Consider the following 23,580-nt stretch of genomic DNA (forward strand, 5'->3'; position numbering starts at 1 on the left):
CACCGACGTTAGCCCCCGGGCACGACGATTTCAAACATCTGTTCGATCGACACGCCGTGTCCGCTCGATTTTGTCGGTGGTAGGTGGTAGACCTTCGCACTGACGTTCGATAGAACGTCTGTTCGACCTTGATCCACGAATCGCAGCCGGTTCCGGGATCAGGCGGACACCAGGGTTCAGAGGAGGTTCGGATGTCCATTCTGGCCGAACGCGGTCCGGCTCGCCCGGCGACCCCGGCTCCAGCGCAACCCCGTCCTGTGCGCGTGCTGCGCGGACGGCGCGGTGAGGTGCAGCGCCCGCCGACACGCGCGCGGGTCGTCGCGGGCCGTCGTCCCGCCGGCGCGCCCTCCGCGGCGCCGCGGCGGGTGCCGGTGCGGTGGCCGTGGCTCGTCGCGCTCGCCGGCGCGAGCTGCCTCGTGGTCACCGGATTGGGTCTTCTGGGCGGCGGTGGCGCGAGTGCTCCGGTGCCCGAGTCGACCGCCACGGTGTCGGTCGAGCAAGGCGACACACTGTCCGCGCTGGCGGCCCGATTCGCGCCGGACAGCGACACTGGCGCGGTTGTCGCCCGGATCGAAGAGCTCAATCGCCTGGACCAGCCCGTTCTGGTGCCCGGGCTGGCGCTCACGGTCCCGGTCGCCGACCCGGCGGCCGTGCCCGCTCCCTGATTCGGCGCCGGGTTGTCGTGGCCGTCAACCACTCTCACCCGGGCGGGTTCCCGCCCGGTCGCGCCGCTTGCGCACGCACCTCCCGAGTCCTACTCTCTGCCGCTATATGTAGTAGTTACACCGCTGTAGTTGGTCCACAGGTTGGGGTAGACTGGACAGCAGTTGTCCACAGTTGACCGGCTCTTACCCACCGGATGTCCACAAGTCGATCACCAGGGTGCAGGGGTGCCCGGGGGTCGCAGCACGGCCGCGCGTGGCGGCCTGGACGTCGACCGGGGCGGCCGGCGCGGAGGGGAAGGTGATCGGCGGATGAGGTGCCCGTTCTGCCGGCATGCGGACTCTCGGGTCGTCGACTCCCGAGAGGTGGATGAAGGCCAGGCGATCCGCAGGCGGCGCTCGTGCGCGTCCTGCGGGAGGCGGTTCACGACGTCGGAGACGATGGTGCTCGCCGTCGTCAAGCGTTCCGGGGTCACCGAGCAGTTCAACCGGGACAAGGTGGTCAGCGGAGTCCGGCGCGCCTGCCAGGGCAGGCCGGTCGACGACGACGCGCTGCAGCAGCTCGCGCAGCGCGTGGAGGAGTCGATCCGCTCCGCCGGGCTGGCCGAGATCCCGAGTCACGAGGTCGGCCTGGCCATCCTGGGCCCGCTGCGTGAGCTCGACGGGGTCGCTTACCTCCGGTTCGCCAGCGTCTACCGCTCGTTCTCCTCGGTCGAGGACTTCGAGAAGGAGATCGCCGACCTGCGTGAGGCCATCGCGGATGCTGCTGCGCCGAAGGAGAGCGATCAGCGCGACGACGGCGATTGACCGTCCCGCTGCGGGAGTGAGGGTTCGACCATGACCGAGACCGTGGGGACCGGGGCCGGGGCGGCCACCGGCAAGAAGAGCAAGGCCGCCGGGCTGAGCGTGAAGCGTGTCTTCACCACCGAGGGCGAGCACCCGTACGACCAGGTCACCTGGGAACAACGGGACGTCGTCATGACCAACTGGCGCGACGGCTCGGTCAACTTCGAGCAGCGCGGCGTGGAGTTCCCCGAGTCCTGGTCGGTTAACGCCACGAACATCGTCACCAGCAAGTACTTCCGCGGCGCCGTCGGCAGCCCGCAGCGCGAGCGCAGCCTCAAGCAGCTCATCGACCGCGTCGTGCGCAGCTACGTCAAGGGCGCGCGCGACCACGGTTACTTCGCAACGCCACGCGACCTCGAGATCTTCGAGCACGAGCTCACCTGGATGCTGCTGCACCAGGTCTTCAGCTTCAACTCCCCGGTCTGGTTCAACGTCGGCACGGCCTCGAAGCAGCAGGTCTCGGCGTGTTTCATCCTCGCCGTCGACGACACCATGGAGTCGATCCTCAACTGGTACCGCGAAGAAGGCCTGATCTTCAAGGGCGGCTCCGGCGCCGGGCTGAACCTCTCGCGCATCCGCTCCTCCAAGGAACTGCTCACCTCCGGCGGCACCGCCTCGGGTCCGGTCTCGTTCATGCGCGGCGCCGACGCCTCCGCGGGCACCATCAAGTCCGGCGGCGCCACCCGGCGCGCGGCGAAGATGGTCGTGCTCGACGTCGACCACCCGGACATCGAAGAGTTCATCCAGACCAAGGCGCGCGAAGAGGAGAAGATCAAGGTCCTGCGCGACGCCGGGTTCGACATGGACCTCTCCGGCGCGGACATCTCCTCGGTGCAGTACCAGAACGCGAACAACTCGGTCCGCGTGTCCGACGAGTTCATGCAGGCGGTCGAGAACAACACGGACTTCGCGCTGCGCGCCCGGCTCACCGGCGAGGAGATCGCCCGCACGGACGCGAAGAAGCTGTTCCGGACCGTGGCGCAGGCCGCGTGGGAGTGCGCCGACCCCGGCATCCAGTACGACGGCACGATCAACGACTGGCACACCTGCCCGGAGTCCGGCCGCATCACCGCGTCCAACCCGTGCAGCGAGTACATGCACCTCGACAACTCGAGCTGCAACCTGGCCTCGCTGAACCTGCTCAAGTTCGTCACCCCCGAGGGCACGTTCGACGCGCCGCTGTTCGCCCGCGCGGTGGAGTTCGTGATCACCGCGATGGACGTCTCGATCTGCTTCGCGGACTTCCCGACCGAGCCGATCGCCGACACCACGCGGAAGTTCCGCCAGCTCGGCATCGGCTACGCCAACCTCGGCGCGCTGCTGATGGCGCTGGGCCACGCGTACGACTCCGACGGCGGCCGCGCGCTCGCCGCCGCGATCACGTCGCTGATGACCGGCGTCTCCTACCGGCGCTCGGCGGAGCTGGCCCAGGCCGTCGGCGCGTACGAGGGGTACGCCCGCAACGCCGAGGCGCACCAGCGCGTCATGCGCAAGCACGCCGCGGCGAACGAGCTCGTCCGCACCTACCACGCGAACGACGGCGCGGTCCGCGCGCTGGCGACCGAGGAGTGGAAGCGCGGCATCGACATCGGCACCAAGCACGGCTGGCGCAACGCGCAGGCCTCGGTGCTCGCGCCCACCGGCACCATCGGCTTCATGATGGACTGCGACACCACCGGGATCGAGCCGGACTTCTCGCTGGTGAAGTTCAAGAAGCTCGTCGGCGGCGGCTCGATGCAGATCGTCAACCAGACCGTGCCGCGCGCGCTGGAGGCGCTCGGTTACCAGGCCGAGCAGGTCGAGGCGATCGTCGAGTTCGTGGCGCAGAACGGCCACGTCGTCGACGCGCCGGGGCTGCGGCCGGAGCACTACGAGGTGTTCGACTGCGCGGTCGGCGAGCGCTCGATCGCGCCGATCGGGCACGTCCGGATGATGGCCGCGGTGCAGCCGTTCCTGTCCGGCGCGATCTCGAAGACCGTCAACATGCCGGAGACGGCGACGGTCGAAGAGGTCGAGGAGATCTACTTCCAGGGCTGGAAGCTCGGGCTCAAGGCGCTGGCCATCTACCGCGACAACTGCAAGGTCGGCCAGCCGCTGTCGACGGCGAAGAAGGACAAGGTCGCGGCGGAGCCGGAGAAGGTCGTCGAGTACCGGCCGGTGCGCAAGCGCCTGCCGAAGAAGCGCCCGAGCCAGACGGTGTCGTTCACCGTCGGCGGCGCGGAGGGCTACCTGACGGCGGGTTCGTACCCGGACGACGGCCTCGGCGAGATCTTCGTCAAGCTCGGCAAGCAGGGTTCGACGCTGGCCGGCGTGATGGACGCGTTCTCGATGTCGATCTCGGTGGGCCTGCAGTACGGCATCCCACTGGAGTTCTACGTCTCGAAGTTCTGCAACCTGCGCTTCGAGCCGGCCGGCATGACCGACGACCCGGACATCCGGATCGCCACCAGCGTGCTGGACTACCTGTTCCGGAGGCTGGCGCTGGACTACCTGCCGGCCGACAAGCGGTCGCAGCTGGGCATTCTCTCCGCGGACGAGCGTTCGGCCGAGGTCGAAGCCGGCTACGGCGGCAACGTGGACCTCGGCGCTTTGCAGTCCACAGTGGACTCCTCGCCGGAGCCGCACACCGAGGAAAGCGCGCACCCGCACCGCGAAGCCCAGACCACGACGGAGCTGATGGAGCTCCGCCTCGGCAAGGCCGCGGACGCCCCGCTGTGCATGACGTGCGGAACGAAGATGCGCCCGGCAGGCTCGTGCTACGCCTGCGAAGGCTGCGGCGCGACCTCCGGTTGCAGCTGATCTGCCGTTTTCCCGTTGCGTGGCCCGGGACACTGGAGTCGTGATCGACGACTACGTGTTCGCGGGCCACGCCGCGGTCGCCGCCGGAGCGGACCGGCTGTCGGTGAGCGACTGCCTCGTCGACCTCGTCCCGGCCGAGCCGGGCGGGGACGACTGGTTCGGCGACTTCGCGGCCGCAGCGGCTCGCGGTGAAACGGTGCTCACCGTCGGCGTCCCCGTGGAGCACGTCCAGCCCCTGCTGGCCGACCTGGCCGCGGCGGGCTGGGTGCGGGGGAGCGGCGGCCTGCCGGACCGCCTGTGCCACCGGCTCCCGGTGCCGAGCGGGCAGATCCTCGGCTTCGAGCCGATCGGGTTCGACGACGGGACCTGGCATTCCTGGGCCTGCCTGGGCGGCCTGGTCGACGACGTCCATGCGGCGACGGGCATCCGCCCGGCCGCCAACGGCCTGATCGAGGCGGAGACGGACGCCCGCGAAGCCGCCCGCTGGCTGACGGCGTCCGGGCTCGGGGACCCGAAGGTGTTCTTCTGGACCCCGGCCGTGGTGCTCGGAGTGCCGGGCTAGGGCACGATCTCCGCGATGCCGAGCATGTTGCCCTCGCTGTCGCGGAACCACGCGGCCCGCTCGCCCCGGCCCTTGCTCGGGTAGTTGCCGGCGATGTCCATGATCCCGCCGACGCAGCCGTCGTACTCCTCGAACACGACACCCCGGCCGCGCAGGTCGGCGACCGCCGCGTCGACGTCGTCGACGTAGAAACCCAGCTGCGTGAACGAGCCGTCGGACCGCCCGGCCGAGGTGTAGAGGCAGAAGACGCCGGACTCGCTCTCGTACCGCAGGCCACCGGGCCGCTCCTCGGCCGGTTCGAGCCCGAGCTTCTCGGCGTACCACCGCCGCGCGCGGGCCAAGTCTTGCGTCGGAATGCGGGCTTCGAACCGCGGGGTGCTCGGCATCCTGCCGATGATAGGCCGAGCGCGACATCCCCACCGGATCTCCACCGAAGCCGCCCACGGCGTCCACGAGTGTCCGGCATCATCGGCGCGATGACCTACGCACACTGGCTCCGGGACTTCGAAGCCGAAGCCGAACGCCGGCGGCTGTGGGACGATCCGCCCTGGGGCCGGGGTGCGCAACTGCATCCCGACGTCGCGCGGAGCATTCAGCGGTTCCAGGTCGGCGAAGCCGGCGACGGCGCCAATCTCATCGCGAAAGCCGGCGGTGACGACTACGCGGCCGCGGTCAGGCTGTTCGTGGCCGAGGAGCAGAACCACGCGCGGATGCTCGAAGAACTCCTGCGGGCCGCCGGGGTGCCGACCATCGCGAGCCACTGGTCCGATGCCGTTTTTGTGCGGCTGCGGCGGGCACTCGGGCTGCGGCTCGAACTGATGGTGCTGCTCATCGCCGAGGTCGTCGCGCTGCGGTACTACCGCGCTCTGCGGGACGGCACCGCCGATCCGCTCGTCACGCGGGTCGCGGGCCTGATCCTCGCCGACGAGGAGCGGCACGTGCCCTTCCACTGCCACCGGCTCCGGATCGGCTTCGCGACGCTCGGCCGGCCGGCCCGCGCGGCCGTGTTCGGGGTTTGGCGGCTGCTCCTGCTGGGCGTGACGATCACCGTCACCGCCGATCACGGGCGTGCGCTGCGCCGCCTCGGCGTCGGACGGCTCGTTTTCGTCGCCGACGTGCTCGTCGCCTTCGAGGCCGCCCTCGCGCGGATTCGCGGTGAAGAACCGAAGCCGCGTCACGTCCCGAAGCGGGCCAGGCCGCGTGGGCTCTTTTAGAACGCCCGGGCCGCGAGGGCCTGCAGTGACGCCGTGATCCGCTCCGGCGTTACGCCCTGGCCGGTCTGGTGCAGGAACAGCTCCGGCGCCAGTGGCGCGAGGAGGACGTCGGCCAGGACGCCGGGGTCCGGGGCGCCCGCGGCGACCGCCAGGACGCGGACGTGCGTGTGCCAGAAGCCGTACGCGCCCGTCTTGAAGCGGGAATGGCCCACCTCCGTGCCCAGTACCAGGTGCGCGTGGCGGGTCAGCAGGTCGACCATCGCCGCGTAGAACGCCGCCAGCCTCTCGGCCGGGGGTGCGCCCGGGCCCAGCGGGGGAGGCCCGCGCAGCAACGACTCCTGCAACCGGCGTTCGTGCTCGTCCAGCAGGGCCACGGCGATCGCCGCGCGGTCCGGGTAACGGCGGTAGAGCGTGCCCCGGCCGACGCCGGCCGCGCGGGCGATGTCCTCCATCGTGACGTTCGTCGGCCCATGGGCGGCGAACAGCTCCTCCGCGGCCGCCAGGACCTTCGCGCGGTTGCGGGCGGCGTCGGCGCGTTCGGGCATGGCACCAGCCTAGGGAATATCCGGACGAGGCGTCCAGTTAGCCTCAAGTGGACACCGTGTCCACTTGAGGAGGAACCGTGACCCACCTGCTGCACCTCGACTCCAGCGCCCGCCGCACGTCGTTCTCGCGCGAGCTGACCGCGCGCTACGCCGCGACCTGGGCCGGCACGCGCACCCACCGCGACCTCGCCGCCGACCCGGTGCCGGTGATCGGCGAGGCCTGGACCGAGATCTGCGACGCGCTCCTGACCGCGGGGATCACCGACCCCGCGCACTACGCCGACGTCGTCGGGACGCCGGAGCAGAAGAGAGCCTGGGCGGTCGTCGAGCCGCTGCTGGCCGAGCTGCTCGAAGCCGACGTCGTCCTCATCGGCGCGCCGATGTACAACTTCTCGATCCCGGCCGCGCTCAAGACGTGGATCGACCAGGTGACGTTCCCGCGGATGTCGTTGCGGGGCAGGGCGTTCGTCATCGCTGGGGCGCGCGGCGGGACGTACGCGCCGGGCACGCCGCGCGCGCCGTTCGACCACCACGAGGCCTACCTGCGGGACTTCATCGCCGGGCACTACGACGTCGACGACGTCCGCTTCGTGCACGCCGAACTGACCAACGCCCTGGTCGACCCGCACCTCGCCGCGCGCGAAGCCGACCGGGTGGCGTCCCGCGACCGGGCCCTCGAGAGCATCTGATGGGCTGGGTGACGCTGGTCTGCGCCGGGCTCGTCGAAATCGCCTGGTCGCAGAGCATCAAGCCGACGGAGAACTTCACGAAGCCGTGGCCGACGCTGCTGTGCTTCGTGCTCTGCGCGGCTGCGGTCTACCTGCTTTCGCGCGCGATGGACACCGTCCCGGTGGGCACCGCCTACGCGGTGTTCACCGGGATCGGCGCCGTCGGCGCGATCGTGCTCGGCGTCGTCGTGACCAAGGACCCGCTGAGCCTCGGCCGGGTGGCCGCGCTGGCCCTGATCGTCGTCGGCGTCGTGCTCGCACGCGTTACTAATCCGACCTAAAGTAGGCCGGCTCCTGAGCGGCAGGCACCCGTTGCCTCGAAAGCCATCCGGCCGTGACTGTGGTCGGATTAGTAACCAACGGCTCAGTACTTCGTGAGCTGCTCCCACAGGAACTCGAAGACCAGCGCCCACTTGAACGCCAGCTGCTCGTTGTCCGCCGCGGCGCCGTGGCCGCCTTCGATGTTCTCGTGGTAGCGGACGTCGTGTCCCTGCTCACGCATCCGCGCCACCATCTTGCGGGCGTGGGCGGGGTGCACGCGGTCGTCGCGCGTGGACGTCACGAACAGCGACGGCGGATAGGACACTCCGCTGTGGACGTTCTGGTACGGCGAGTACTTCGAGATGAACTCCCACTCGGCCGCCTCGTCCGGGTCGCCGTACTCGGCCATCCACGACGCGCCGGCCAGCAGCAGGTGGTAGCGGCGCATGTCCAGCAGCGGCACCTGGCTGACGATCGCGCCGAACCGCTCCGGGTAACGCGTCAGCATGACGCCCATCAGCAGGCCGCCGTTGCTGCCGCCCTGGATGCCGAGCCGCTCCGGCGTCGTGATGCCGCGCTCGGCGAGGTCCGCGGCGACGGCGGCGAAGTCCTCGTACACCCGGTGCCGCTCCGCTTTGATCGCCTGCGTGTGCCAGCTCGGCCCGTACTCACCGCCGCCGCGGATGTTCGCGACGACGTACGTGCCGCCGCGCGCGAGCCAGCCGCGGCCGATCATCCCGCTGTAGGACGGCGTCAGCGAGACCTCGAAGCCGCCGTAGCCGGTCAGCAGCGTCGGGCCGCCTTCGGCACCGGAGGGCCGGACGACGAAGTAGGGGATCTTCGTGCCGTCTTCGGACGTCGCGAAGTACTGCGCGACGCTCATCTCCGAAGCGTCGAAGAACGCCGGAGCCTGCTTCAGCACTTCGACTTCTTCGCCGACGTGGCCGTAGCTCAGCGTCGACGGCTGGAGGAAACCGCTGGAGTTGATCAGGTACTCGTCGCTGACGTCGGGATCGGTGTCGAAGATGTCCGCGCTGCCGAACTCCGGGCCACCCGAAAGCGGCTCCTCCGCCCAGCCGTCCGGGCCCGGCGTGAGCATGCGCAGCTCGGACCGGACGTCGCGCAGCAGGCCGAGCAGCAGGTGGTTGCGCGTCCAGGCCCAGTAGTCGAGCGAGGTGTGCGCGTCCGGCGTGAAGAGCGTCGTGAAGGTCCGCTCGCCGCCCATGAAGGCGTCGAACAGGATCGCGATCAGGGAGCCGGCCGGGTGCTCGGTGCCGCCGACGGTCCACGCCGTCCGCGGCCGGACCAGCAGCCATTCGCGGTGCAGGGACGCGCTCGCGTCGTCCGGGACGTCGATCTTGACCAGGCCGTCGGGCGTCCGCAGGAACAGCTCCGAGCGGTAGAAGTCGATGGCGCGGCTGACGAAGTCGCGCTCGAAGCCCTCGGTCGGGTCGTGGGACGCGCCGATCGAGACGTCGTCGGCCTTGCCCTCGTAGACCGTCGTCGCGGCCTCGATCGGCGTGCCGCGCCGCCACTCCTTGCTCAGCCGCGGGTAGCCGGAGCTGGTCAGCGAGTCCGGGCCGAAGTCGGTGCCGACGTAGACGCGGTCCTCGTCGATCCAGCCGATGCGCGTCTTGGCCTCCGGCAGCGTGAAGCCGCCGTCGACGAACTCGTGCGCGTCGAGGTCGAACTCGCGCACGACCGTGGCGTCGGCGCCGCCGCGCGACAGCTCGACCAGGCCGCGGCGGTAACCCGGCCGCAGCACGGTCGCGCCCTGCCAGACCCAGTTCTCGCCCTCGGCCTCGGCCAGCGCGTCGACGTCGAGCAGCAGCTCCCACTCCGGTTCGGCCCGCCGGTAGGACTCCAGCGTCGTCCGCCGCCACAGGCCGCGGGGGTGGCTCGCGTCCTGCCAGAAGTTGTAGAGGAGCTCACCGCGGCGGCGCACGTACGGGATCCGGTCGTCGGCGTCGAGCACCTCGCGCAGCTCGTCGCGCAGCTCGGCGAACCGGGCGGCCTCGGTCAGCTCGGCCAGTGTTTCGCCGTTGCGGGCGCGCACCCAGTCCAGCGCTTCCTCGCCGGTCACGTCTTCCAGCCACAGGTGGGGATCCTCGACACTCATGCCGACAGTCTCGCCCGATCACGGGCCCGCTGGCCACCGGACGGCGTTTTCGATTCGTGATCCCGGCCTCTTCAGCGGTCGATATGCTGGGCGCACCGAGCAGGGGGAGAACGTGAACGAGGCCGAAAGGGCCGGTCCGCCCGGGCCGCCACCGCCGTCACCGGCACCGGCGGCGCGGCCTCCGGAACCGGCGTGGGCGCCGGAACCCAACCCCTGGGCGTCACCCGGCTGGGCGACCGCACCCCCCGTCCCGATCGCGCCGCCGCGCAGCCGGCTGTGGGGCGCCGTCGGCGGGGTCCTGGTGATCGTCCTCGCTTTCTCGCTGGTCGCCGCCACTTTCCCGCACCGCGTCGACGGCCACGCGCTCGTCGCCGAGGGTGTCGACACCGGTCGCGCGTACGGCGGCACGTCCGACGGCAAGCCGCCGAAGTCCGTGCCGGAGCTGTCCACCAACCCGCTGCTCGCCGCCGGCATCACGCCCGGGCCGGCGCAATGCGCGCTGCCCGCCCTCGGCCGGGCCGCCGAGCAGCTCAAGGCGTACTACGACGCGCTGGCCGGCTGCCTCGAACAGTCGTGGCGCCCGGCACTGGCGACGGCCAACGAGCCGACGCTGACCGCGAAGGTGTCGGTGGTGCTGCCCGAGCACAGCGCGTGCGGCGCGGCGCCGTCGGAGAACGAAGCCGTCGCGTACTACTGCGGCGGCGACACCACGATCTACGCCCCGACCGACTGGATGCTGTCGGACGCCGGGCTCAACAAGGCGCGCCACATCGCGACGATCGCCCACGAGTACGGCCACCACGTGCAGCGTGAGAGCGGCATCCTGTCCGCCGCGGCCGACAAGATGACCTCACCGGACGAGGACAGCCCGGCCGACAAGGAGGTCGTCCGCCGGATCGAGCTGCAGGCGAACTGCTTCGGCTCGCTGTTCCTCGCCGCGGTCGCCGGCACGGGCTCGATCAGCCGGTCGCTGGCCAACGCCGCCGTCGCCGACTACGGCCGGGCCGACGACAGCGACACCCACGGCTCGCGCGCGCACCAGCTGTCCTGGGCGAAGGCCGGGTACGACGGCAAGACCACGAAGTCGTGCGACACGTGGGGCGCGCCGGTCACCGAGGTCAGCTGACGCGCCAGGCGGGGTCGCGGCCCAGCAGCGCCAAGAACCGGTCCAGGTCGCTGGCGTCCGCCGGGACGTCGACGCTGTGCGCGAACGAACCGTTCTTCTCGCGGCCTTCGTCGGGGATGCGCTCGGCCATCCTCAACGCGGCCGACACGGCGTCGGCGTCCGGCTCGTAGGGGAGGCCGAGCGTGCGGGCGAGGTCCCAGCCGTGCGCGACGGTGTCGACCAGGTGCATCAGCGTGGCGATCGGTCCCGGGAACGTGCCGAAGGTGTTGACGGCGAGCTCGCGGGTCAGCACGGCGTCGTCGGCGACGGCGTCGAGGTAGTCGTCGACGGACGCCCGGTACGCGGCGTACGGGTCGTCGCCGAGGTCGCCGGCGTCCCAGTCCGGCGCCGAGCCCTCGCGGGCCGCCGTCGCGAAGGCGTGGTTCTCGCCGACCTGGTGGCGGAGCAGGTCGGCCAGCGTCCAGCCCGCGCACGGGGTCGGCCGGGCCAGGTCGGCGGGCGTGGCCGTGGCGACGATCTTGTCGAGGACGAGCAGGGTGCGGCGGTCGAGTTCGCGGAAGTCCATGAGGCCGACGCTAGGAGCGGAAGCGGACCACGCACAGTGCCAAATCCGTCCCAACCTTCGTGGGCCGATCTAGGATCGGCCCGGTGGACGTCCACATCGACCTGACCGGGACCCGCGGCCACCGCGACGCGATCTACCGGCAGCTGCGCGCGGCGATCCTCGACGGCCGGATCCGGCCCGGCGAAGCCCTGCCGCCGACGCGGGAGCTGGCCCAGCGGCTCGCCGTCTCCCGTACGACGGTCAGCGCGGCCTACGACCGGCTCACCGCCGAGGGGTTCCTGGCCGGGCGGGTCGGCGCGGGCACGTTCGTCACGGCGTCCCCGGCGGCGCGCCCCGAGCCGTCCCACGTCTCCGGCGTGCGACCGCTGCCGGAGTGGGACGCCGTGCCGTCGCCGCCCGCGCCGTTCGCCCCGGCGCCGGAGTTCGACTTCCGCCCGGGCGTCCCGGACCTGACGCGGTTCCCGTTCGACACCTGGCGCAGGCTCGTCACGCAGCGGCTGCGCGCCGGCCAGGCGGACCTGATGACCTACGGCGACCCGCAGGGCCACGCCGGGCTGCGCGCCGAGATCGCCCGGCACGCCGGGGTGTCGCGGGACGTGCGGGCGAGCGCCGAGCAGGTCGTCGTTACCGCGGGCGCGCAGCAGACGACGGACCTGGTCGCGCGGGTGCTGCTGCGGCCCGGCGACCTGGCGGCCGTCGAAGACCCCGGGTACCCGCCGCCGCGGCTGGTGCTCGAGTCGCGCGGCGTGCGCGTCGCACCGGTGCCGGTGGACGATTCCGGCATCGTCGTGGCCGCCATCCCGGCCGGGACGCGGCTGGTCTACGTGACGCCGTCGCACCAGTACCCGCTGGGCCTGTCGATGTCGCTGGACCGCCGGCTCGAGCTGCTCGACTGGGCCGAGCGCAACGACGCCGTGCTCGTCGAGGACGACTACGACACCGAGTTCCGCTACACCGGCCGGCCGCTGGAACCGTTGCACAGCTTGGATTCCCGCGGCCGCGTCGTGTACGTCGGCTCGTTCTCGAAGGTGCTTTCGCCGGCGCTGCGGCTCGGGTTCCTGATCGCGCCGCCGGCGCTGGTGCCCGCGCTCGTGAAGGCCCGGTACCTGACGGACTGGCACGCGCCGAACGTCGAGCAGGCCGCGCTGGCGGCGTTCATGGCCGAAGGCGGCTTCGCCCGGCACGTCCGCCGGATGCGCAAGGTCTACCGCGACCGGCACGAGCTGCTGTCGAGGCTGCTGGTCCGGGACTTCGCCGACGTCCTCACGCCGCTGCCGTCGACCGCGGGCCTGCACCTGAGCGCGGCTTCCGTCTTCGACACGCGCTCGTGGGTCCGGCGCGCCCGGCACCACGGCGTCCGGCTGTATTCGCTGGGCGACTTCGGTGTGGGCGAGCGGCGGCACGGGCTCGTGTTCGGTTACGGTGCGGTCGCGGCCGAGCGGATCGAGCCGGGACTGGCCCGGCTGCGCTCACTCGCCGATGGAGGAACGGCATGACCGACGACGTGATGGTGGCGATCGACGCCGGTCTGCGGCAGCACATGGGCGGCGACCGCGCGGGCGCGTACGCGACCTTCACGCAGTTGTGGGCGTCGGTCGGCCCGGACGGCGACCCGCTGCACCGCGTCGCGCTCGCCCACCACATGGCCGACGTCTGCGACGACCCGGCCGAGGAGCTCGAGTGGGACCTGCGCGCGCTGGCCGCGGCGGACTCGCTGACCGACTCGCGGGCGCAGGAGTACCACTCGTCGCTGGCCGTGCGCGGGTTCTATCCGTCGCTACACCTCAACCTGGGTGAGGACTACCGCAAGCTGGGTGATCTGACGGCCGCCCGCGAGCAGCTGGACCTCGCGCGAACCCGCCTGGACGCCCTCTGCGACGACGACTACGCCGCCGGAATCCGCCTCGCACTGGACGGCCTGGCCGAACGTCTCGGCTGAATCGGTTCGAATACCACGGATACGCCCCGTTTGCCGGACTTTCGCGCAGTGCTGCCGGGCCCTAACCTGTTGTGACCCAGTTCACCGACGGGAAGGATCGCCATGCGGATTGCGGATCTGCTGCGCAAGAAGGGGACGGCCGTGGCCACGGTCACTCCGGAAACCACGGTGACCACGCTGCTGGCCGGACTGGCGGACAAGAACGTCGGTGCGATGGTGGTCGTAGCACCGGACGGGTCGATCGCCGGCATCGTCTCCGAACGCGACGTCGTCCGCCGCCTCAACGACCACGGCCCCACCCTCCTGGACGGCCCGGTAGCCGACATCATGACGACGTTGGTCGCCAGCTGCGGCCCGGACGACTCGGTGGACCAGCTGTCGATCCTGATGACCGAGCGCCGCATCCGCCACGTCCCGGTCCTGGACAACGGCCGCCTGGCCGGAATCATCTCCATCGGCGACGTGGTGAAGAACCGGATGGAAGAGCTGGAGAAGAGCCAGGAGCAGCTGGAGGCCTACATCTCCCAGGGCTGACGTGGACGGTGTGGCTCGTCCGGGACCGGACCAGCCACACCGTTTCATGATCAGATGGATCCCCTGAGGGTTCTCTCGGCGCTGTCGATCAAGTCCTTGTACGTGAGCACTTCGACGCGGCCGGTGTGCGCGTTCAACGTCCGGAGTGCATCGTTGATTTCGTTTTCGGAGACTTCGGGCTGCACGTTCGGATGCCCGATGAGGACCGTCGCGCCGGCGCGACGGGTTTCGATGCCGAACTTGTCCCGGATATAGTTCCGGTCTTCGTCCAGCGCGACCAAGTAGTTGATCGCCTGGCCGACCGCGTCGTGCACCTCCGCGGTCGGCACCCATGCGTTGCGGTGGCGTTTGACGAGAGAACGCACCCTCATCGAACACTTCAACTCGACGACGTGGAGTGACCCGTCCGCCCTGATCAAAGGGATGTCGAGTTCCTTGCCCGCCGTCAGGCGGCGCTCGGCCGCAGCACCGAGGTAGCGGCCACCGAAGATCCAGATATTGTCCTTGAGCACGCGCTGCAGGTCGGCCTCGGACGCGGCGGAGTCTTCAGCCGTCTTCCTCAACTCGACGAGACCGGCAGCCTGTCGCTTCATCTCGGCGGCCCGAAGAAGCATCTGGGCGTGATCCTCGTCCGCGAGTACGGCAAGGGCATCTGTGGACGTGACGATCGTCCGAGCGGCCTCGGCCGGGTCTTCGATGTCCATCCGGTTGCGAAAAACGCGTTCGAGCCAGAGCGCTGTCTCGGCTCGACCTCGGACGATCCGGTAGCGACCAGGCCGGTCGTCGGGTGCCTCGGCGAACTGGCCATCGGCGGTCAGGGAGGCTAGTTCGCCTAGGAGGTCAGTGGCGCTGATGTCCGGTTGCTTGTCGAGGATCTCGTGCCCTCGCTCTGCTAGGTACTGAGACGACGTCCCGAGGATGCTCCTGATGTAGTGCAGGTTGATTTCGTTGCGTTCGCCGTCTTGGAACAGGCGGAACCGTTCTTCGAACTCCGGCTTGAGAGCGCGGCCTTCGCAGTAGTCCACAGAGTCCTGCAGCAGCCGGACGACGTGCCACTCGTTGTCCTCCGAGGCCCGAAGACGCGCAACTTCCAGGTGATGGACCAGTTTCTGCCCACCTCCGCGATGGCCGCCTTTGCCGTTCCGCAGATAGCGCAGTGTCGCCGCGATGGCGGCTTTGACGTCTTCGCTCTCAGCTCGCTTTTCCGTCTGCTCGAGCTGTAGCTCGAGTGCCCAATCGGCCCGGACGTCCATGTGCTGCTACTCCCGCCAGCCCGACAGTTCCACGCCCTTCGCCACGTCCACCCGGTACGACAGCGTCACCACCTGCGTCGCCCCCGGCTCCACCGTCAGCTTCCACGTGAACTCGCCCAGCTCCGACCTCTCCACCGGCTCCGGCGACGTCTTGACGTCCCGGACTGTGATCGTGTCGTCCCGGGACACCGGCGCCTGGTCCAGCACCGTCACCTCCGCCGGGCGCGGACCGTGGTTGGCCACCGAAATGCGGTACTCCGCCTCCCGGCGCTTCTGGCCCGACAGCGTCGCCTTCGACGCCGTGCGGCGGGACAGCTCGCGCTCCACCCGGATCCGGTCGTCGACGCCCAGGGCCAGCTCCAGTTCCTCGCCCGGCGCCCAGGGCTCCAGCTGGGTCGTGCCGACGAACTCAGCATCGTGGAACACCGATGCCCGGCCCGGGCGCAGCGCGTGCTCCGACGTGTTGACGACGACCGCCCGCAGGTACGCCTCCTGCGCCAGCACCGGCGCCGTGACGTAGCCGAGCGACGCCGTGAGGTCCAGCTGGGCCAGCGTCGTGCGGTGACCCTGTGCGCCCGAAGGGACCTCGACCGGGCGTGACGGGCGGTAGGTGACCGCCGTCGTGCCCTGCTCGACCGCCGCGAACTTCGGCGCCATCGCCGGTGCCGGGGCCGACGCCGCGAAGCGGGCCATCCGCGCGCCCTCCGGGACGCCGCCGCCCGAGCCGCCGTACGCCGCCGCGGGGGTCGGGGGCGGGAGGACGCGGCGGTCGAGGTACCACGGCTGCAGTTCCGGCACGACCACCGAGACCGCCGGCCGCGCGGTCGACAGCGCCAACTCGCACTCCGGCCAGTCCTCGCCCGTGTACTGGCTGACCAAGCCGTACGACGTCACGGTGACCTCGGCGCCGCGGACGCGGATGTCGTAACCCGGTTCCCAGCTGGCGCCGGGGACCACATAGGACAGTTCCAGGTCCGCCGAGCCCGCCGCGTCCGAGATCTCCAGCTCCACGACCACCGACGTACTGTCCTGTTCGGACTGGACGCTGTGCTCGCCGATCCGGCGGTCGAGCGCGGCGAGGTCGTCGCGCAGCTTCGTGATCCGGTCGGACAGCTGCCGCCGCGACTTCAACGCCGCGGCGAGCCGCTCGCTCAGCGCGTCGGTCACTTCGCCGACGCGGGACGGCTCGGCCGTGCCGGCGGCCAACGCCTTCGCGAAGCTTCCGCCGCTGCGCTTCGCGAGCGAAGTCAGCAGATCCACCTTCATCGCTTCGGCCGCTTCGTCGTCGATGACGCCGTCGAGCGTGGCCTGGTCCGCGCGCCGCTGCTCGGTCAGGGCCCGCAGCGCGGCGTCGGCCGGCGAAGCGTGCCGCTCGGTGCGGACGTCGACGCCGGTGATCAGCGCCGGCCCGGTGCCGGTGACGCGGACCGAGCCCGGGTCGAGTGACAGCGGCAGCCCGGCGAACGTCAGGCGCGAGCCGCCGTCGAGGGGCGCCTTGCCCCGGCGGGTGATCCGGGCCTGCTGCGGGTAGACGGTCACGGCGGCGATCGGTGCTTCGACGGTCGGCATGCCTCCGACGTTAGTCTCTTGACGCCGGATCGGGCCGGACGGAAGTGTGGTGAACCGTCCGCTTCGCCCGGCTTGGGGGGTTAAGTGAAAGCCGCAATCCTGGTCGCCGCCGTGCTCGCGCTGCCGTTGACCGCGGTCGCCGCCGAGGCCGCCGCACCGCCCGCCCCGGTGTTCACCGGCGGCCAGGCGCAGCCGGTGTTCGACCCGGCCGACGTGATCCGCGAGGACGTCTGGGTCACCGCGCCGGTCGACAGCGACCACGACGGCGCCGACGACCTCGTGCACGCCCAGGTGGTGCGCCCGCGCGCGACGCTGCAGGGTTTGAAGGTCCCGGTCGTCTACCAGGCCAGCCCGTACTACGCGGGCGGCAACGACGTCGCGAACCACGACGTCGACGTCGAGCTGTCCGCGCCCGGGTACGCCCGCGAAGCCGAAGGCCCGCGCGTCGCCGCGCACGGCGTCGGCCCGGCCGCCCCGATCACCTGGCGCTACCAGGACTACTTCACCGCGCGCGGCTTCGCCGTGGTGTACGGCGAATCGCTCGGCAGCGGCCTCTCGACCGGTTGCCCGACGACCGGCGACGTCAACGAGACGATCGGCGCCCGCTCGGTCGTCGACTGGCTCAACGGCCGCACGCCCGCCAAGGACGCCGCCGGCGTCGCGGCGAAGGCCGACTGGAGCACCGGCAAGACCGGCATGATGGGCGTGTCCTACAACGGGACGCTGCCCAACGCCGTCGCGAGCACCGGCGTCGCAGGCCTCGAGACGATCGTGCCGATCGCCGCGATCTCCAGCTGGTACCAGTACTACCGCAACGACGGCGCGGTCGTCGCCGCCGGCGGTTACCAGGGTGAGGACGCCGACGTGCTCGCCGAGTACGTCTACACCCGCGCCGACCGGCAGGTCTGCCGTTCCGTCATCGACGGGCTGACCCGCGACCAGGACCGGGTGACCGGCGACTACACGCCGTTCTGGGACGTCCGCAACTACCGCAACGACGTCGCGAAGGTGCACGCGTCGGTGCTCGCGGTGCACGGCCTCAACGACTGGAACGTCAAGACCGACCAGGTCGCCGAGTGGTACGAAGCGCTGAAGGCGCACGGCGTCGAGCACAAGATCTGGCTGCACCAGTCCGGCCACGCCGACCCGTACTCGCTCCGGCGCGACGTCTGGCTCGCGACGCTCAACAAGTGGATGTCGCACTACCTCTACGGCGTCGACAACGGCATCCAGAACGAGCCGAAGGCGACCATCCAGCGCGAAGACCTGTCGTGGGCCGACGAAGCCGACTGGCCGGCGCCCGGGACCTCCGACGTGCGCGTCTACCCGTGGCCCGGCGGCCGGTCGAAGGGCACCATCGACACCCGCACCCCGGTGCCGGGCAAGGCGACCGTCGAAACCCTCGCCGACGACGCGAGCAAGACGATCGAGCAGCTGGCGGCCGCGACGTCGTCCGGAAACCGCCTGCTGTACGCGACTTCCGCGGCGAAGCAGCCGGTGCGCCTCTCCGGCACGGCGCGGGCCGACCTGGCGCTGTCGTTCGACCGGCCCGCCGCGAACGTCTCGGCGATCCTGCTGGACCGCGCCCCCGACGGCACGTCCCACGTGATCAGCCGCGGCTGGACCGACCCGCAGAACCGCACCGACCCGGCCGTCACCGAGCCGATCACGCCGGGGCAGGGCTATCGCATCGGTGTCGAGCTGATGCCGAAGGACTACATCCTGGCCACCGGGCACCGGCTGGAGTTCCTGCTGGCCTCCAGCGACCACGACTACACGCTGCGGCCCAAGCCGGGCGCGGGCCTGGCGCTGGACCTGACGAAGACGACGGTGACACTCCCGGTCACGGGCGGCAAGCCGGCACTGCGAGCCGCGTTCGGCTGAAGCCGGGGGATCAGTCCGCGATGCCCGCGCGGTAGGCGAACGCCACGGCCTGGGCGCGGTCGCGCAACCCCGCCTTGGTGAACAGGTGGTTCACGTGGGTCTTCACGGTCGCTTCGCTCACCACGAGCGTCCGCGCGATCTCCGTGTTCGACAGGCCCGCCGCGATCAGCCGCAGCACCTCGATCTCGCGGGCGGTCAGCCCTTCGATCTCCTTCACCCGCGGGGGCGCGCTGCGCGTGGCCGCCTCGACCAGCCGGCGCTGCAGCTCACCGTCCACTGTGGACTGGCCGTCGGCGGCCGAGTGCAGGGCGCGGGCGATCGCCTCGGCGTCGGCGTCCTTGGTGAGGAACCCGCGGGCCCCGGCGCGCAACGCGGCCAGCAGCGACTCGTCGTCGGCGTACGTCGTGAGCACGACGACCTCGGTGCCCGGGTGCTCGGCGCGGACCCGTTCGGTGGTCTCGACGCCGTCGCAGCGCGGCATCCGCAGGTCCACCAGCAGCACGTCCGGTTTGTGCTGCGCGACCAGGTCCAGCGCGGCGAGCCCGTCGGCGGCCGCGCCGACCACCTCGACGCCCGGCAGCAGCCCGAGCAGCGTCACCAGGCCTTCCCGCACCACCGCCTGGTCGTCGGCGAGCACGACGCGCAAGCTCACGCCGGCACCGTCAGGTGAATCCGCCATCCGTCCTCCCCCGGCCCGCTCTCGAACCGCCCGTCGAGCAGCGCGACCCGTTCACTCATCCCGCGCAAACCGTAACCTGCCGCCGGCGCGTCCGGCGGCCGCCTGCCCTGCCGGTCGGCCACGGTCAGCGCCACCTCGGCGCCCGAGTAGTCCAAGCGCACGTCGACGTCCGCCTTCGCCGCGTGCTTGCGCGTGTTGGCCAGGGCTTCCTGCACCGCGCGGACCAGCGCGGTGCCCACCGCCGGGTCCAGTTCGCGCGGTTCGCCGTCGATGCGCAGGTCCGCGCGGGCCCCGCTGTCGAGCCGGTACGCGGTGAGCAGGTCCGCGATGGTCCGCTCCACCGGGACGGCGTCCTCGCGCAGCGCGGCGACCGCCTTCCGGGCCTCGGCGAGGCCTTCGGACGCCAGTTTCTGGGCGCGTTCGATCTGCGCGACGGCGTCCGGGCTCGCGTTGTCGCGCACCAGCATCAGGCGGGCGCCCTGCAGGTTCAGCGAGAGCCCGGCCAGCGAGTGCGCCAGGACGTCGTGCAGCTCACGGGCGATGCGGGCGCGTTCGGCGAGCGCGGCGGCGCGCGCGTGCTCCTCGGTCGCCGTCTGCGCACGGGCCAGGGCCAGTTCGGTCTGCTCGATCTTGGCGAGCCGGGTCCGCCGGTTCAGCCCGAGCAGGATGATCACGGCCACGATCGTGTAGGTCGGCAGGGCGCCGCGCCAGGCGTCGTGCACCGCGGCCCAGACCGTGATCGCACCGAGGTCGAACAGGAGGGACACCACGATCGGGACGACCGGCTGCCGGAGCACGATGAAGAACGTGGTGCTGAACATCGTGATCGAGGCGAAGCTGTTCGGCACGGTCACCCAGAGCGCGCCGGACGTGGCGACCACGGTGACCATCAGCGCCGCGGGCAGGAACGGGCGGCCGTCGGTGTAGAGCCAGAGCAGGGGGATCGACAGGGCCAGGGTGATCCCGATGAGGATCCACGAGAGCAGGTCCGCCTGCGGCATCGCGGCGAACATCGGCACCACGATGAACCCCCAGCGCAGCCAGTCCTGGACCTGGGGGATCCGGTGGAACCGGGCCCATCGGGTGGTCATCGTCGCTGTCCTCCGCGGGGTGCTTGTACGGAAAATGTACCGACGCGGGCTTCGCTGTGCGGTGTCAAGCTCCCCCCTGTCAGGAGGTTCACCCATGTCCAGGTTGCGACGGCTCGCCGTGTTCGCCGCCGCCGCGGCGCTGCCCGCGCTCGGCCTCACCCTCGCCGGCCAGGCGACAGCGTCGGCCGCGCCCAACTTCCAGGTGCCGTTCAAGTGCGGCACCACCGTGACCGCGGCGACGTTCAGCGGGCACAGCCCGGAGTACTCGGTCGACTTCCAGAAGTCGGGCATCACCGGGATGCCGGTGCTGGCGGCCGCGTCGGGCACCGTGACCCGGGTGGCGAACGAGGGCGACACCAGCTACGGCAAGTGGATCGAGCTCGACCACGGCGGCGGCTGGCGGACGCGCTACGCGCACCTGTCCGCCCAGGAGGTCTCGGTCGGGCAGTCGGTCGCCGGCGGCAAGGAGATCGGCAAGGCGGGCGCGACCGGCGGCGTCACCGGGCCGCACCTGCACTTCGAAGAGCGGCTCGACAGCGTCGTGCAGAAGGCCAAGCTGAACGGCGTCGCGGTGCCCTACTACGGGCACACGAACTTCACCAGCAAGAACAACTGCGGCGGCAACCCGTACTCCGCCGAAGAGGTCTGCGGCTCCGGCTTCTCCGTCGTCGACCAGCAGGCCCTCGCCGGCTCGTCCGGCACGACGTACCTGCTGTACAACTCCTCGACCAAGGCGAACTGCGTGACGACGCTGAAGGCGACGTCGCTCGGCACGGCCAGCCCGGTCTCGGCGTTCCTCGAGGTCCAGGGGGCGGCGCGGACCACCGACTCCGGCAGCTTCACCTACTACGCCGGACCGGTGAAGAAGACCGCGGCGGCCACCTGCGTGAAGTGGGGCGGTTCGGTGGGCAGCAACACCTACACCAGCCCGTTCGAACACTGCGGCTGAGCGGCCCCGGTCGGTGGGGCCGGGCACTCTAGCCCGCCCCACCGACAGGAACCGCCACCCCGGCCGGCCCGGACCCCCGGTTGTCCACATCGGTCCCGCCCATCCACAGATTCGCCGCCACCGCCCCACCCGGCCCCGTCCTGCCCCACGGTGGAGGCATGACCACCACCACTCCGGCCGGCCGGCCGCCGGTCAGCCTCAGAGATCCCGCGCAGCTGCTGGCCGCGCTCCCGTACCTGCTTGGGTTCCGGCCCGGCGCCTCCGTCGTCCTGCTCGGCCACCGCCCACCGGACGGCCACCAGGTCGGCCTGGTGATGCGCGCCGACCTCCCGCCCGGTGCCGAGCGCGCCCGCCAGGCCCAGGCGCTCGCGCCGCTGTTCGCCGGCGCCCGGCACATCGGCGTGACACTGGCGATCATCGGCGGTGAGCGAAGACCCGGCGCCCCGCCGCCGCACGCGGGCTTCGTCGACGAGCTGGCGGACGCCTTCGCCGAGCACGGCCTCCCGGTGGTGCACGCGCTGTGGGCCGCCGACATCGTGGCGGGCGCCCCGTGGTCCTGCTACCCCGGCGAGGACTGCGTCGGCGAGCTCCCGGACCCGCGTTCGACGGTGGCGGCCGCGGCCGCCACCGAGAGCGGCACGGTGGTGTTCGACAGCCGCGAAGAAATGCTGGCGCTGCTCGCCCCGCGATCGCCGGAGGCGGTGGCCCGCCGGTCCGAGGAGCTTTCCCGGCTGTCCGAACTGCCGTGGCCCGAAGCGACCCGCGTCGCCGACGCGGCCGCGGACGTCCGCGCGGCGTTCGACCGCCAGCGTCGCGGCGAAGGCCCACCCACGGACGCCGAAGCGGTCCGGCTGGCCTGCGCCCTGACGCTCGCCGACATCCGCGACGTCTGCCTGACGATGGCGGTCCCACCCCGCGCCCCGGCGGCCCGCGAGGCCGAGCGCCTCTGGCTGACGCTGGTCCAGGAACTCCCGGCCCCCGAACGAGCCGAGGCGGCGGCCCTGCTGGGCTACACGGCCTTCATGCGCGGCGACGGAACCCTCGCGGGCATGGCCCTGGACAACGCCCTGGAGGCGGCCCCGGACCACGTGCTGGCCAACCTGCTGAGGAGGGTCCTGGACCACGGAACGCCCCCGGACGTCCTCCTGGGCCTGGCCATGGCCACGGACCCGGAAGACGCCACCGGCTTCGGCCTGGAACCACCGTCCTGACGCGACTCACCTTGAGCCACAGTGGATCCCGGCCGGTCACCGCGTCGCCGACTCAGGCCTTGGCGCGTCGCGACTGGGTGAACGTCCACGCGTCGCGGACGATGCCCGTCAGGTCGGTGCGCTCCGGCTTCCAGCCGAGGTCCTCGCGGGCGCGGTCGCTGGCCGCGACGAGCACCGACGGGTCGCCCGCGCGGCGCGGCGCCACCGCGGCCGGCACCGGGTGGCCGGTGACCTCGCGGCAGGCCTCGATCACCTCGAGCACGGAGAAACCGGTGCCGTTGCCCAGGTTGTAGATGCGGTGCTCACCCGCCGTCGCGTGCTTCAGCGCCAGCAGGTGGGCGTCCGCGAGGTCCACGACGTGGATGTAGTCGCGGACGGCGGTGTGGTCCGGCGTCGGGTAGTCGTCGCCGAAGATCTGGATGCGCTCACGGTCGCCCGTGGCGACCTGCAGAACGAGAGGGATGAGATGGGTTTCCGTGGCGTGGCGCTCGCCGAGGGCGCCGTACGCGCCGGCGACGTTGAAGTACCGCAGGCTCACCGCGGCCAGGCCGTGCGCGCCGGCGAAGGTGGTGATCGCGTGGTCGATGGCCAGCTTGGTGGCGCCGTAGGTGTTGGTCGGGCGGGTCGGCGCGGACTCCGCGATCGGCGACGACTCCGGCTCGCCGTAGGTCGCCGCGGTCGAGGAGAACACCAGGCGCGGCGTGCCGTGCTCGTGCATGGCCTCGAGCAGCCGCAACGACGTGACGACGTTGCCTTCCCAGTACTTCGTCGGATCGGTCATCGACTCGCCCACCAGCGACTTCGCCGCGAAGTGCAGCACGCCGTCGAAGCCCTCGCCAAGCAGGCTGCCCGCCACCTCGGCGGCGTCGCCCTCGATGAACCGCGCGTCCGGGTGGACGGCGTCGGCGTGCCCGGTGGACAGGTCGTCGACGACGGTGACCTGGTGCCCGGCCTCGACGAGCCGGGCGGCGCAGACACTGCCGACGTACCCCGCTCCGCCCGTCACGACCAGTTTCAGGGCGTTGCTCTGCTCCGACACGTCCA

General features: G+C 71.3%; 23 protein-coding genes. 14 read left to right on the plus strand and 9 right to left on the minus strand.

Going from position 1 to position 23,580, the window contains the following annotated elements; all coding sequences use genetic code 11:
- The first annotated feature begins 191 nt into the window (after positions 1-191).
- The 4 genes from OG439_RS01240 to OG439_RS01255 all read left to right on the plus strand — a co-directional run bounded on the left by OG439_RS01240 (position 192) and on the right by OG439_RS01255 (position 4,869).
- Positions 192-665, plus strand: a complete 474-nt coding sequence (locus tag OG439_RS01240; protein ID WP_326947501.1) for a LysM peptidoglycan-binding domain-containing protein — start codon at positions 192-194, stop codon at positions 663-665.
- A 309-nt stretch (positions 666-974) separates the two neighbouring features.
- Positions 975-1,469, plus strand: a complete 495-nt coding sequence (gene nrdR / locus OG439_RS01245; RefSeq protein ID WP_247063145.1) for a transcriptional regulator NrdR — start codon at positions 975-977, stop codon at positions 1,467-1,469.
- A 30-nt stretch (positions 1,470-1,499) separates the two neighbouring features.
- On the plus strand, positions 1,500-4,307 hold the full coding sequence (locus OG439_RS01250) for a vitamin B12-dependent ribonucleotide reductase (protein ID WP_326947502.1): 2,808 nt from the start codon (positions 1,500-1,502) through the stop codon (positions 4,305-4,307).
- A 40-nt stretch (positions 4,308-4,347) separates the two neighbouring features.
- The gene (locus OG439_RS01255) at positions 4,348-4,869 is read left to right on the plus strand and encodes a hypothetical protein (protein ID WP_326947503.1); all 522 of its coding nucleotides are present in this window, start codon (positions 4,348-4,350) and stop codon (positions 4,867-4,869) included.
- Here OG439_RS01255 and OG439_RS01260 read toward each other — a convergent pair.
- On the minus strand, positions 4,866-5,255 hold the full coding sequence (locus OG439_RS01260) for a VOC family protein (protein ID WP_326947504.1): 390 nt from the start codon (positions 5,253-5,255) through the stop codon (positions 4,866-4,868). The genes OG439_RS01255 and OG439_RS01260 overlap by 4 nt on opposite strands.
- A 90-nt stretch (positions 5,256-5,345) precedes the next feature.
- On the opposite strand from OG439_RS01260, the gene OG439_RS01265 reads away from it, so the two are divergent.
- The gene (locus tag OG439_RS01265; RefSeq protein ID WP_326947505.1) at positions 5,346-6,083 is read left to right on the plus strand and encodes a ferritin-like domain-containing protein; all 738 of its coding nucleotides are present in this window, start codon (positions 5,346-5,348) and stop codon (positions 6,081-6,083) included.
- Here the strand turns inward: OG439_RS01265 and OG439_RS01270 are convergent.
- Positions 6,080-6,628: a TetR/AcrR family transcriptional regulator gene (locus tag OG439_RS01270; protein ID WP_326947506.1), complete on the minus strand. Its 549-nt coding sequence runs from the start codon at positions 6,626-6,628 to the stop codon at positions 6,080-6,082. The two genes, OG439_RS01265 and OG439_RS01270, sit on opposite strands and share 4 nt — an antisense overlap.
- A 77-nt stretch (positions 6,629-6,705) precedes the next feature.
- Between OG439_RS01270 and OG439_RS01275 the strand changes: the two genes are divergently transcribed.
- Both OG439_RS01275 and OG439_RS01280 read left to right on the plus strand, forming a co-directional pair.
- Entirely contained in the window at positions 6,706-7,317 is a 612-nt protein-coding gene (locus OG439_RS01275; RefSeq protein ID WP_326947507.1) for an FMN-dependent NADH-azoreductase, read from the plus strand.
- On the plus strand, positions 7,317-7,637 hold the full coding sequence (locus tag OG439_RS01280) for a DMT family transporter (RefSeq protein ID WP_326947508.1): 321 nt from the start codon (positions 7,317-7,319) through the stop codon (positions 7,635-7,637). The genes OG439_RS01275 and OG439_RS01280 overlap by 1 nt, the downstream gene beginning before the upstream one ends.
- A gap of 83 nt (positions 7,638-7,720) precedes the next feature.
- Here OG439_RS01280 and OG439_RS01285 read toward each other — a convergent pair whose 3' ends face one another.
- Positions 7,721-9,736, minus strand: coding sequence for a prolyl oligopeptidase family serine peptidase (locus tag OG439_RS01285; RefSeq protein WP_326947509.1), 2,016 nt, complete (start codon positions 9,734-9,736; stop codon positions 7,721-7,723).
- Positions 9,737-9,848: 112 nt separating this feature from the next.
- Between OG439_RS01285 and OG439_RS01290 the strand changes: the two genes are divergently transcribed.
- Positions 9,849-10,862, plus strand: coding sequence for a neutral zinc metallopeptidase (locus OG439_RS01290; RefSeq protein WP_326947510.1), 1,014 nt, complete (start codon positions 9,849-9,851; stop codon positions 10,860-10,862).
- Here OG439_RS01290 and OG439_RS01295 read toward each other — a convergent pair.
- Positions 10,855-11,427, minus strand: coding sequence for a TIGR03086 family metal-binding protein (locus OG439_RS01295; RefSeq protein ID WP_326947511.1), 573 nt, complete (start codon positions 11,425-11,427; stop codon positions 10,855-10,857). The genes OG439_RS01290 and OG439_RS01295 overlap by 8 nt on opposite strands.
- Before the next feature lie 83 nt (positions 11,428-11,510).
- Between OG439_RS01295 and pdxR the strand changes: the two genes are divergently transcribed.
- From pdxR to OG439_RS01310, 3 genes are all read left to right on the plus strand, one after another.
- Positions 11,511-12,923 carry a MocR-like pyridoxine biosynthesis transcription factor PdxR gene (pdxR, locus tag OG439_RS01300; RefSeq protein ID WP_326947512.1) on the plus strand — a complete coding sequence of 471 codons (1,413 nt, stop codon included), beginning with the start codon at positions 11,511-11,513 and terminating at the stop codon, positions 12,921-12,923.
- Entirely contained in the window at positions 12,920-13,366 is a 447-nt protein-coding gene (locus OG439_RS01305; RefSeq protein WP_326947513.1) for a hypothetical protein, read from the plus strand. Before pdxR ends, OG439_RS01305 begins: the two co-directional genes overlap by 4 nt.
- 102 nt (positions 13,367-13,468) lie before the next feature.
- A complete protein-coding gene (locus OG439_RS01310) occupies positions 13,469-13,900 on the plus strand; it encodes a CBS domain-containing protein (RefSeq protein ID WP_247063162.1) in 432 nt (143 codons plus the stop codon).
- Between the two features lie 50 nt (positions 13,901-13,950).
- Here OG439_RS01310 and OG439_RS01315 read toward each other — a convergent pair whose 3' ends face one another.
- Together OG439_RS01315 and OG439_RS01320 are read right to left on the minus strand one after the other, a co-directional pair.
- The gene (locus tag OG439_RS01315; protein ID WP_326947514.1) at positions 13,951-15,153 is read right to left on the minus strand and encodes a Shedu anti-phage system protein SduA domain-containing protein; all 1,203 of its coding nucleotides are present in this window, start codon (positions 15,151-15,153) and stop codon (positions 13,951-13,953) included.
- Between the two features lie 6 nt (positions 15,154-15,159).
- The gene (locus tag OG439_RS01320) at positions 15,160-16,722 is read right to left on the minus strand and encodes a DUF4139 domain-containing protein (protein WP_326947516.1); all 1,563 of its coding nucleotides are present in this window, start codon (positions 16,720-16,722) and stop codon (positions 15,160-15,162) included.
- Between the two features lie 84 nt (positions 16,723-16,806).
- Here OG439_RS01320 and OG439_RS01325 point away from each other — a divergent pair, with 84 nt between their 5' ends.
- Entirely contained in the window at positions 16,807-18,606 is a 1,800-nt protein-coding gene (locus tag OG439_RS01325) for a Xaa-Pro dipeptidyl-peptidase (RefSeq protein ID WP_326947517.1), read from the plus strand.
- Positions 18,607-18,616: 10 nt separating this feature from the next.
- On the opposite strand, the gene OG439_RS01330 is transcribed toward OG439_RS01325, so the two are convergent.
- Positions 18,617-19,258, minus strand: coding sequence for a response regulator transcription factor (locus OG439_RS01330; protein WP_326947518.1), 642 nt, complete (start codon positions 19,256-19,258; stop codon positions 18,617-18,619).
- Positions 19,255-20,376, minus strand: coding sequence for a sensor histidine kinase (locus tag OG439_RS01335; protein ID WP_326947520.1), 1,122 nt, complete (start codon positions 20,374-20,376; stop codon positions 19,255-19,257). Before OG439_RS01335 ends, OG439_RS01330 begins: the two co-directional genes overlap by 4 nt.
- Positions 20,377-20,470: 94 nt before the next feature.
- Here OG439_RS01335 and OG439_RS01340 point away from each other — a divergent pair, with 94 nt between their 5' ends.
- Entirely contained in the window at positions 20,471-21,325 is an 855-nt protein-coding gene (locus OG439_RS01340; protein WP_326947521.1) for a M23 family metallopeptidase, read from the plus strand.
- 158 nt (positions 21,326-21,483) lie between these two features.
- Positions 21,484-22,536 carry a DUF4192 domain-containing protein gene (locus OG439_RS01345; RefSeq protein WP_326947522.1) on the plus strand — a complete coding sequence of 351 codons (1,053 nt, stop codon included), beginning with the start codon at positions 21,484-21,486 and terminating at the stop codon, positions 22,534-22,536.
- A 52-nt stretch (positions 22,537-22,588) separates the two neighbouring features.
- On the opposite strand, the gene galE is transcribed toward OG439_RS01345, so the two are convergent.
- A complete protein-coding gene (galE, locus tag OG439_RS01350; RefSeq protein WP_326947523.1) occupies positions 22,589-23,575 on the minus strand; it encodes a UDP-glucose 4-epimerase GalE in 987 nt (328 codons plus the stop codon).
- Positions 23,576-23,580 lie beyond the last annotated feature (5 nt).

Source organism: Amycolatopsis sp. NBC_01307 (assembly GCF_035975215.1).
In the GTDB taxonomy this organism is placed as follows: Bacteria; Actinomycetota; Actinomycetes; order Mycobacteriales; family Pseudonocardiaceae; genus Amycolatopsis.

Coding starts and splice junctions, on each gene's coding strand:
- OG439_RS01240 (WP_326947501.1), top strand. CDS start 192: ATGTCCATTCTGGCCGAACGCGGTCCGGCTCGCCCGGCGACCCCGGCT.
- nrdR (WP_247063145.1), top strand. CDS start 975: ATGAGGTGCCCGTTCTGCCGGCATGCGGACTCTCGGGTCGTCGACTCC.
- OG439_RS01250 (WP_326947502.1), top strand. CDS start 1,500: ATGACCGAGACCGTGGGGACCGGGGCCGGGGCGGCCACCGGCAAGAAG.
- OG439_RS01260 (WP_326947504.1), bottom strand. CDS start 5,255: ATGCCGAGCACCCCGCGGTTCGAAGCCCGCATTCCGACGCAAGACTTG.
- OG439_RS01265 (WP_326947505.1), top strand. CDS start 5,346: ATGACCTACGCACACTGGCTCCGGGACTTCGAAGCCGAAGCCGAACGC.
- OG439_RS01270 (WP_326947506.1), bottom strand. CDS start 6,628: ATGCCCGAACGCGCCGACGCCGCCCGCAACCGCGCGAAGGTCCTGGCG.
- OG439_RS01280 (WP_326947508.1), top strand. CDS start 7,317: ATGGGCTGGGTGACGCTGGTCTGCGCCGGGCTCGTCGAAATCGCCTGG.
- OG439_RS01285 (WP_326947509.1), bottom strand. CDS start 9,736: ATGAGTGTCGAGGATCCCCACCTGTGGCTGGAAGACGTGACCGGCGAG.
- OG439_RS01295 (WP_326947511.1), bottom strand. CDS start 11,427: ATGGACTTCCGCGAACTCGACCGCCGCACCCTGCTCGTCCTCGACAAG.
- OG439_RS01305 (WP_326947513.1), top strand. CDS start 12,920: ATGACCGACGACGTGATGGTGGCGATCGACGCCGGTCTGCGGCAGCAC.
- OG439_RS01310 (WP_247063162.1), top strand. CDS start 13,469: ATGCGGATTGCGGATCTGCTGCGCAAGAAGGGGACGGCCGTGGCCACG.
- OG439_RS01315 (WP_326947514.1), bottom strand. CDS start 15,153: ATGGACGTCCGGGCCGATTGGGCACTCGAGCTACAGCTCGAGCAGACG.
- OG439_RS01320 (WP_326947516.1), bottom strand. CDS start 16,722: ATGCCGACCGTCGAAGCACCGATCGCCGCCGTGACCGTCTACCCGCAG.
- OG439_RS01335 (WP_326947520.1), bottom strand. CDS start 20,376: ATGACCACCCGATGGGCCCGGTTCCACCGGATCCCCCAGGTCCAGGAC.
- OG439_RS01340 (WP_326947521.1), top strand. CDS start 20,471: ATGTCCAGGTTGCGACGGCTCGCCGTGTTCGCCGCCGCCGCGGCGCTG.
- OG439_RS01345 (WP_326947522.1), top strand. CDS start 21,484: ATGACCACCACCACTCCGGCCGGCCGGCCGCCGGTCAGCCTCAGAGAT.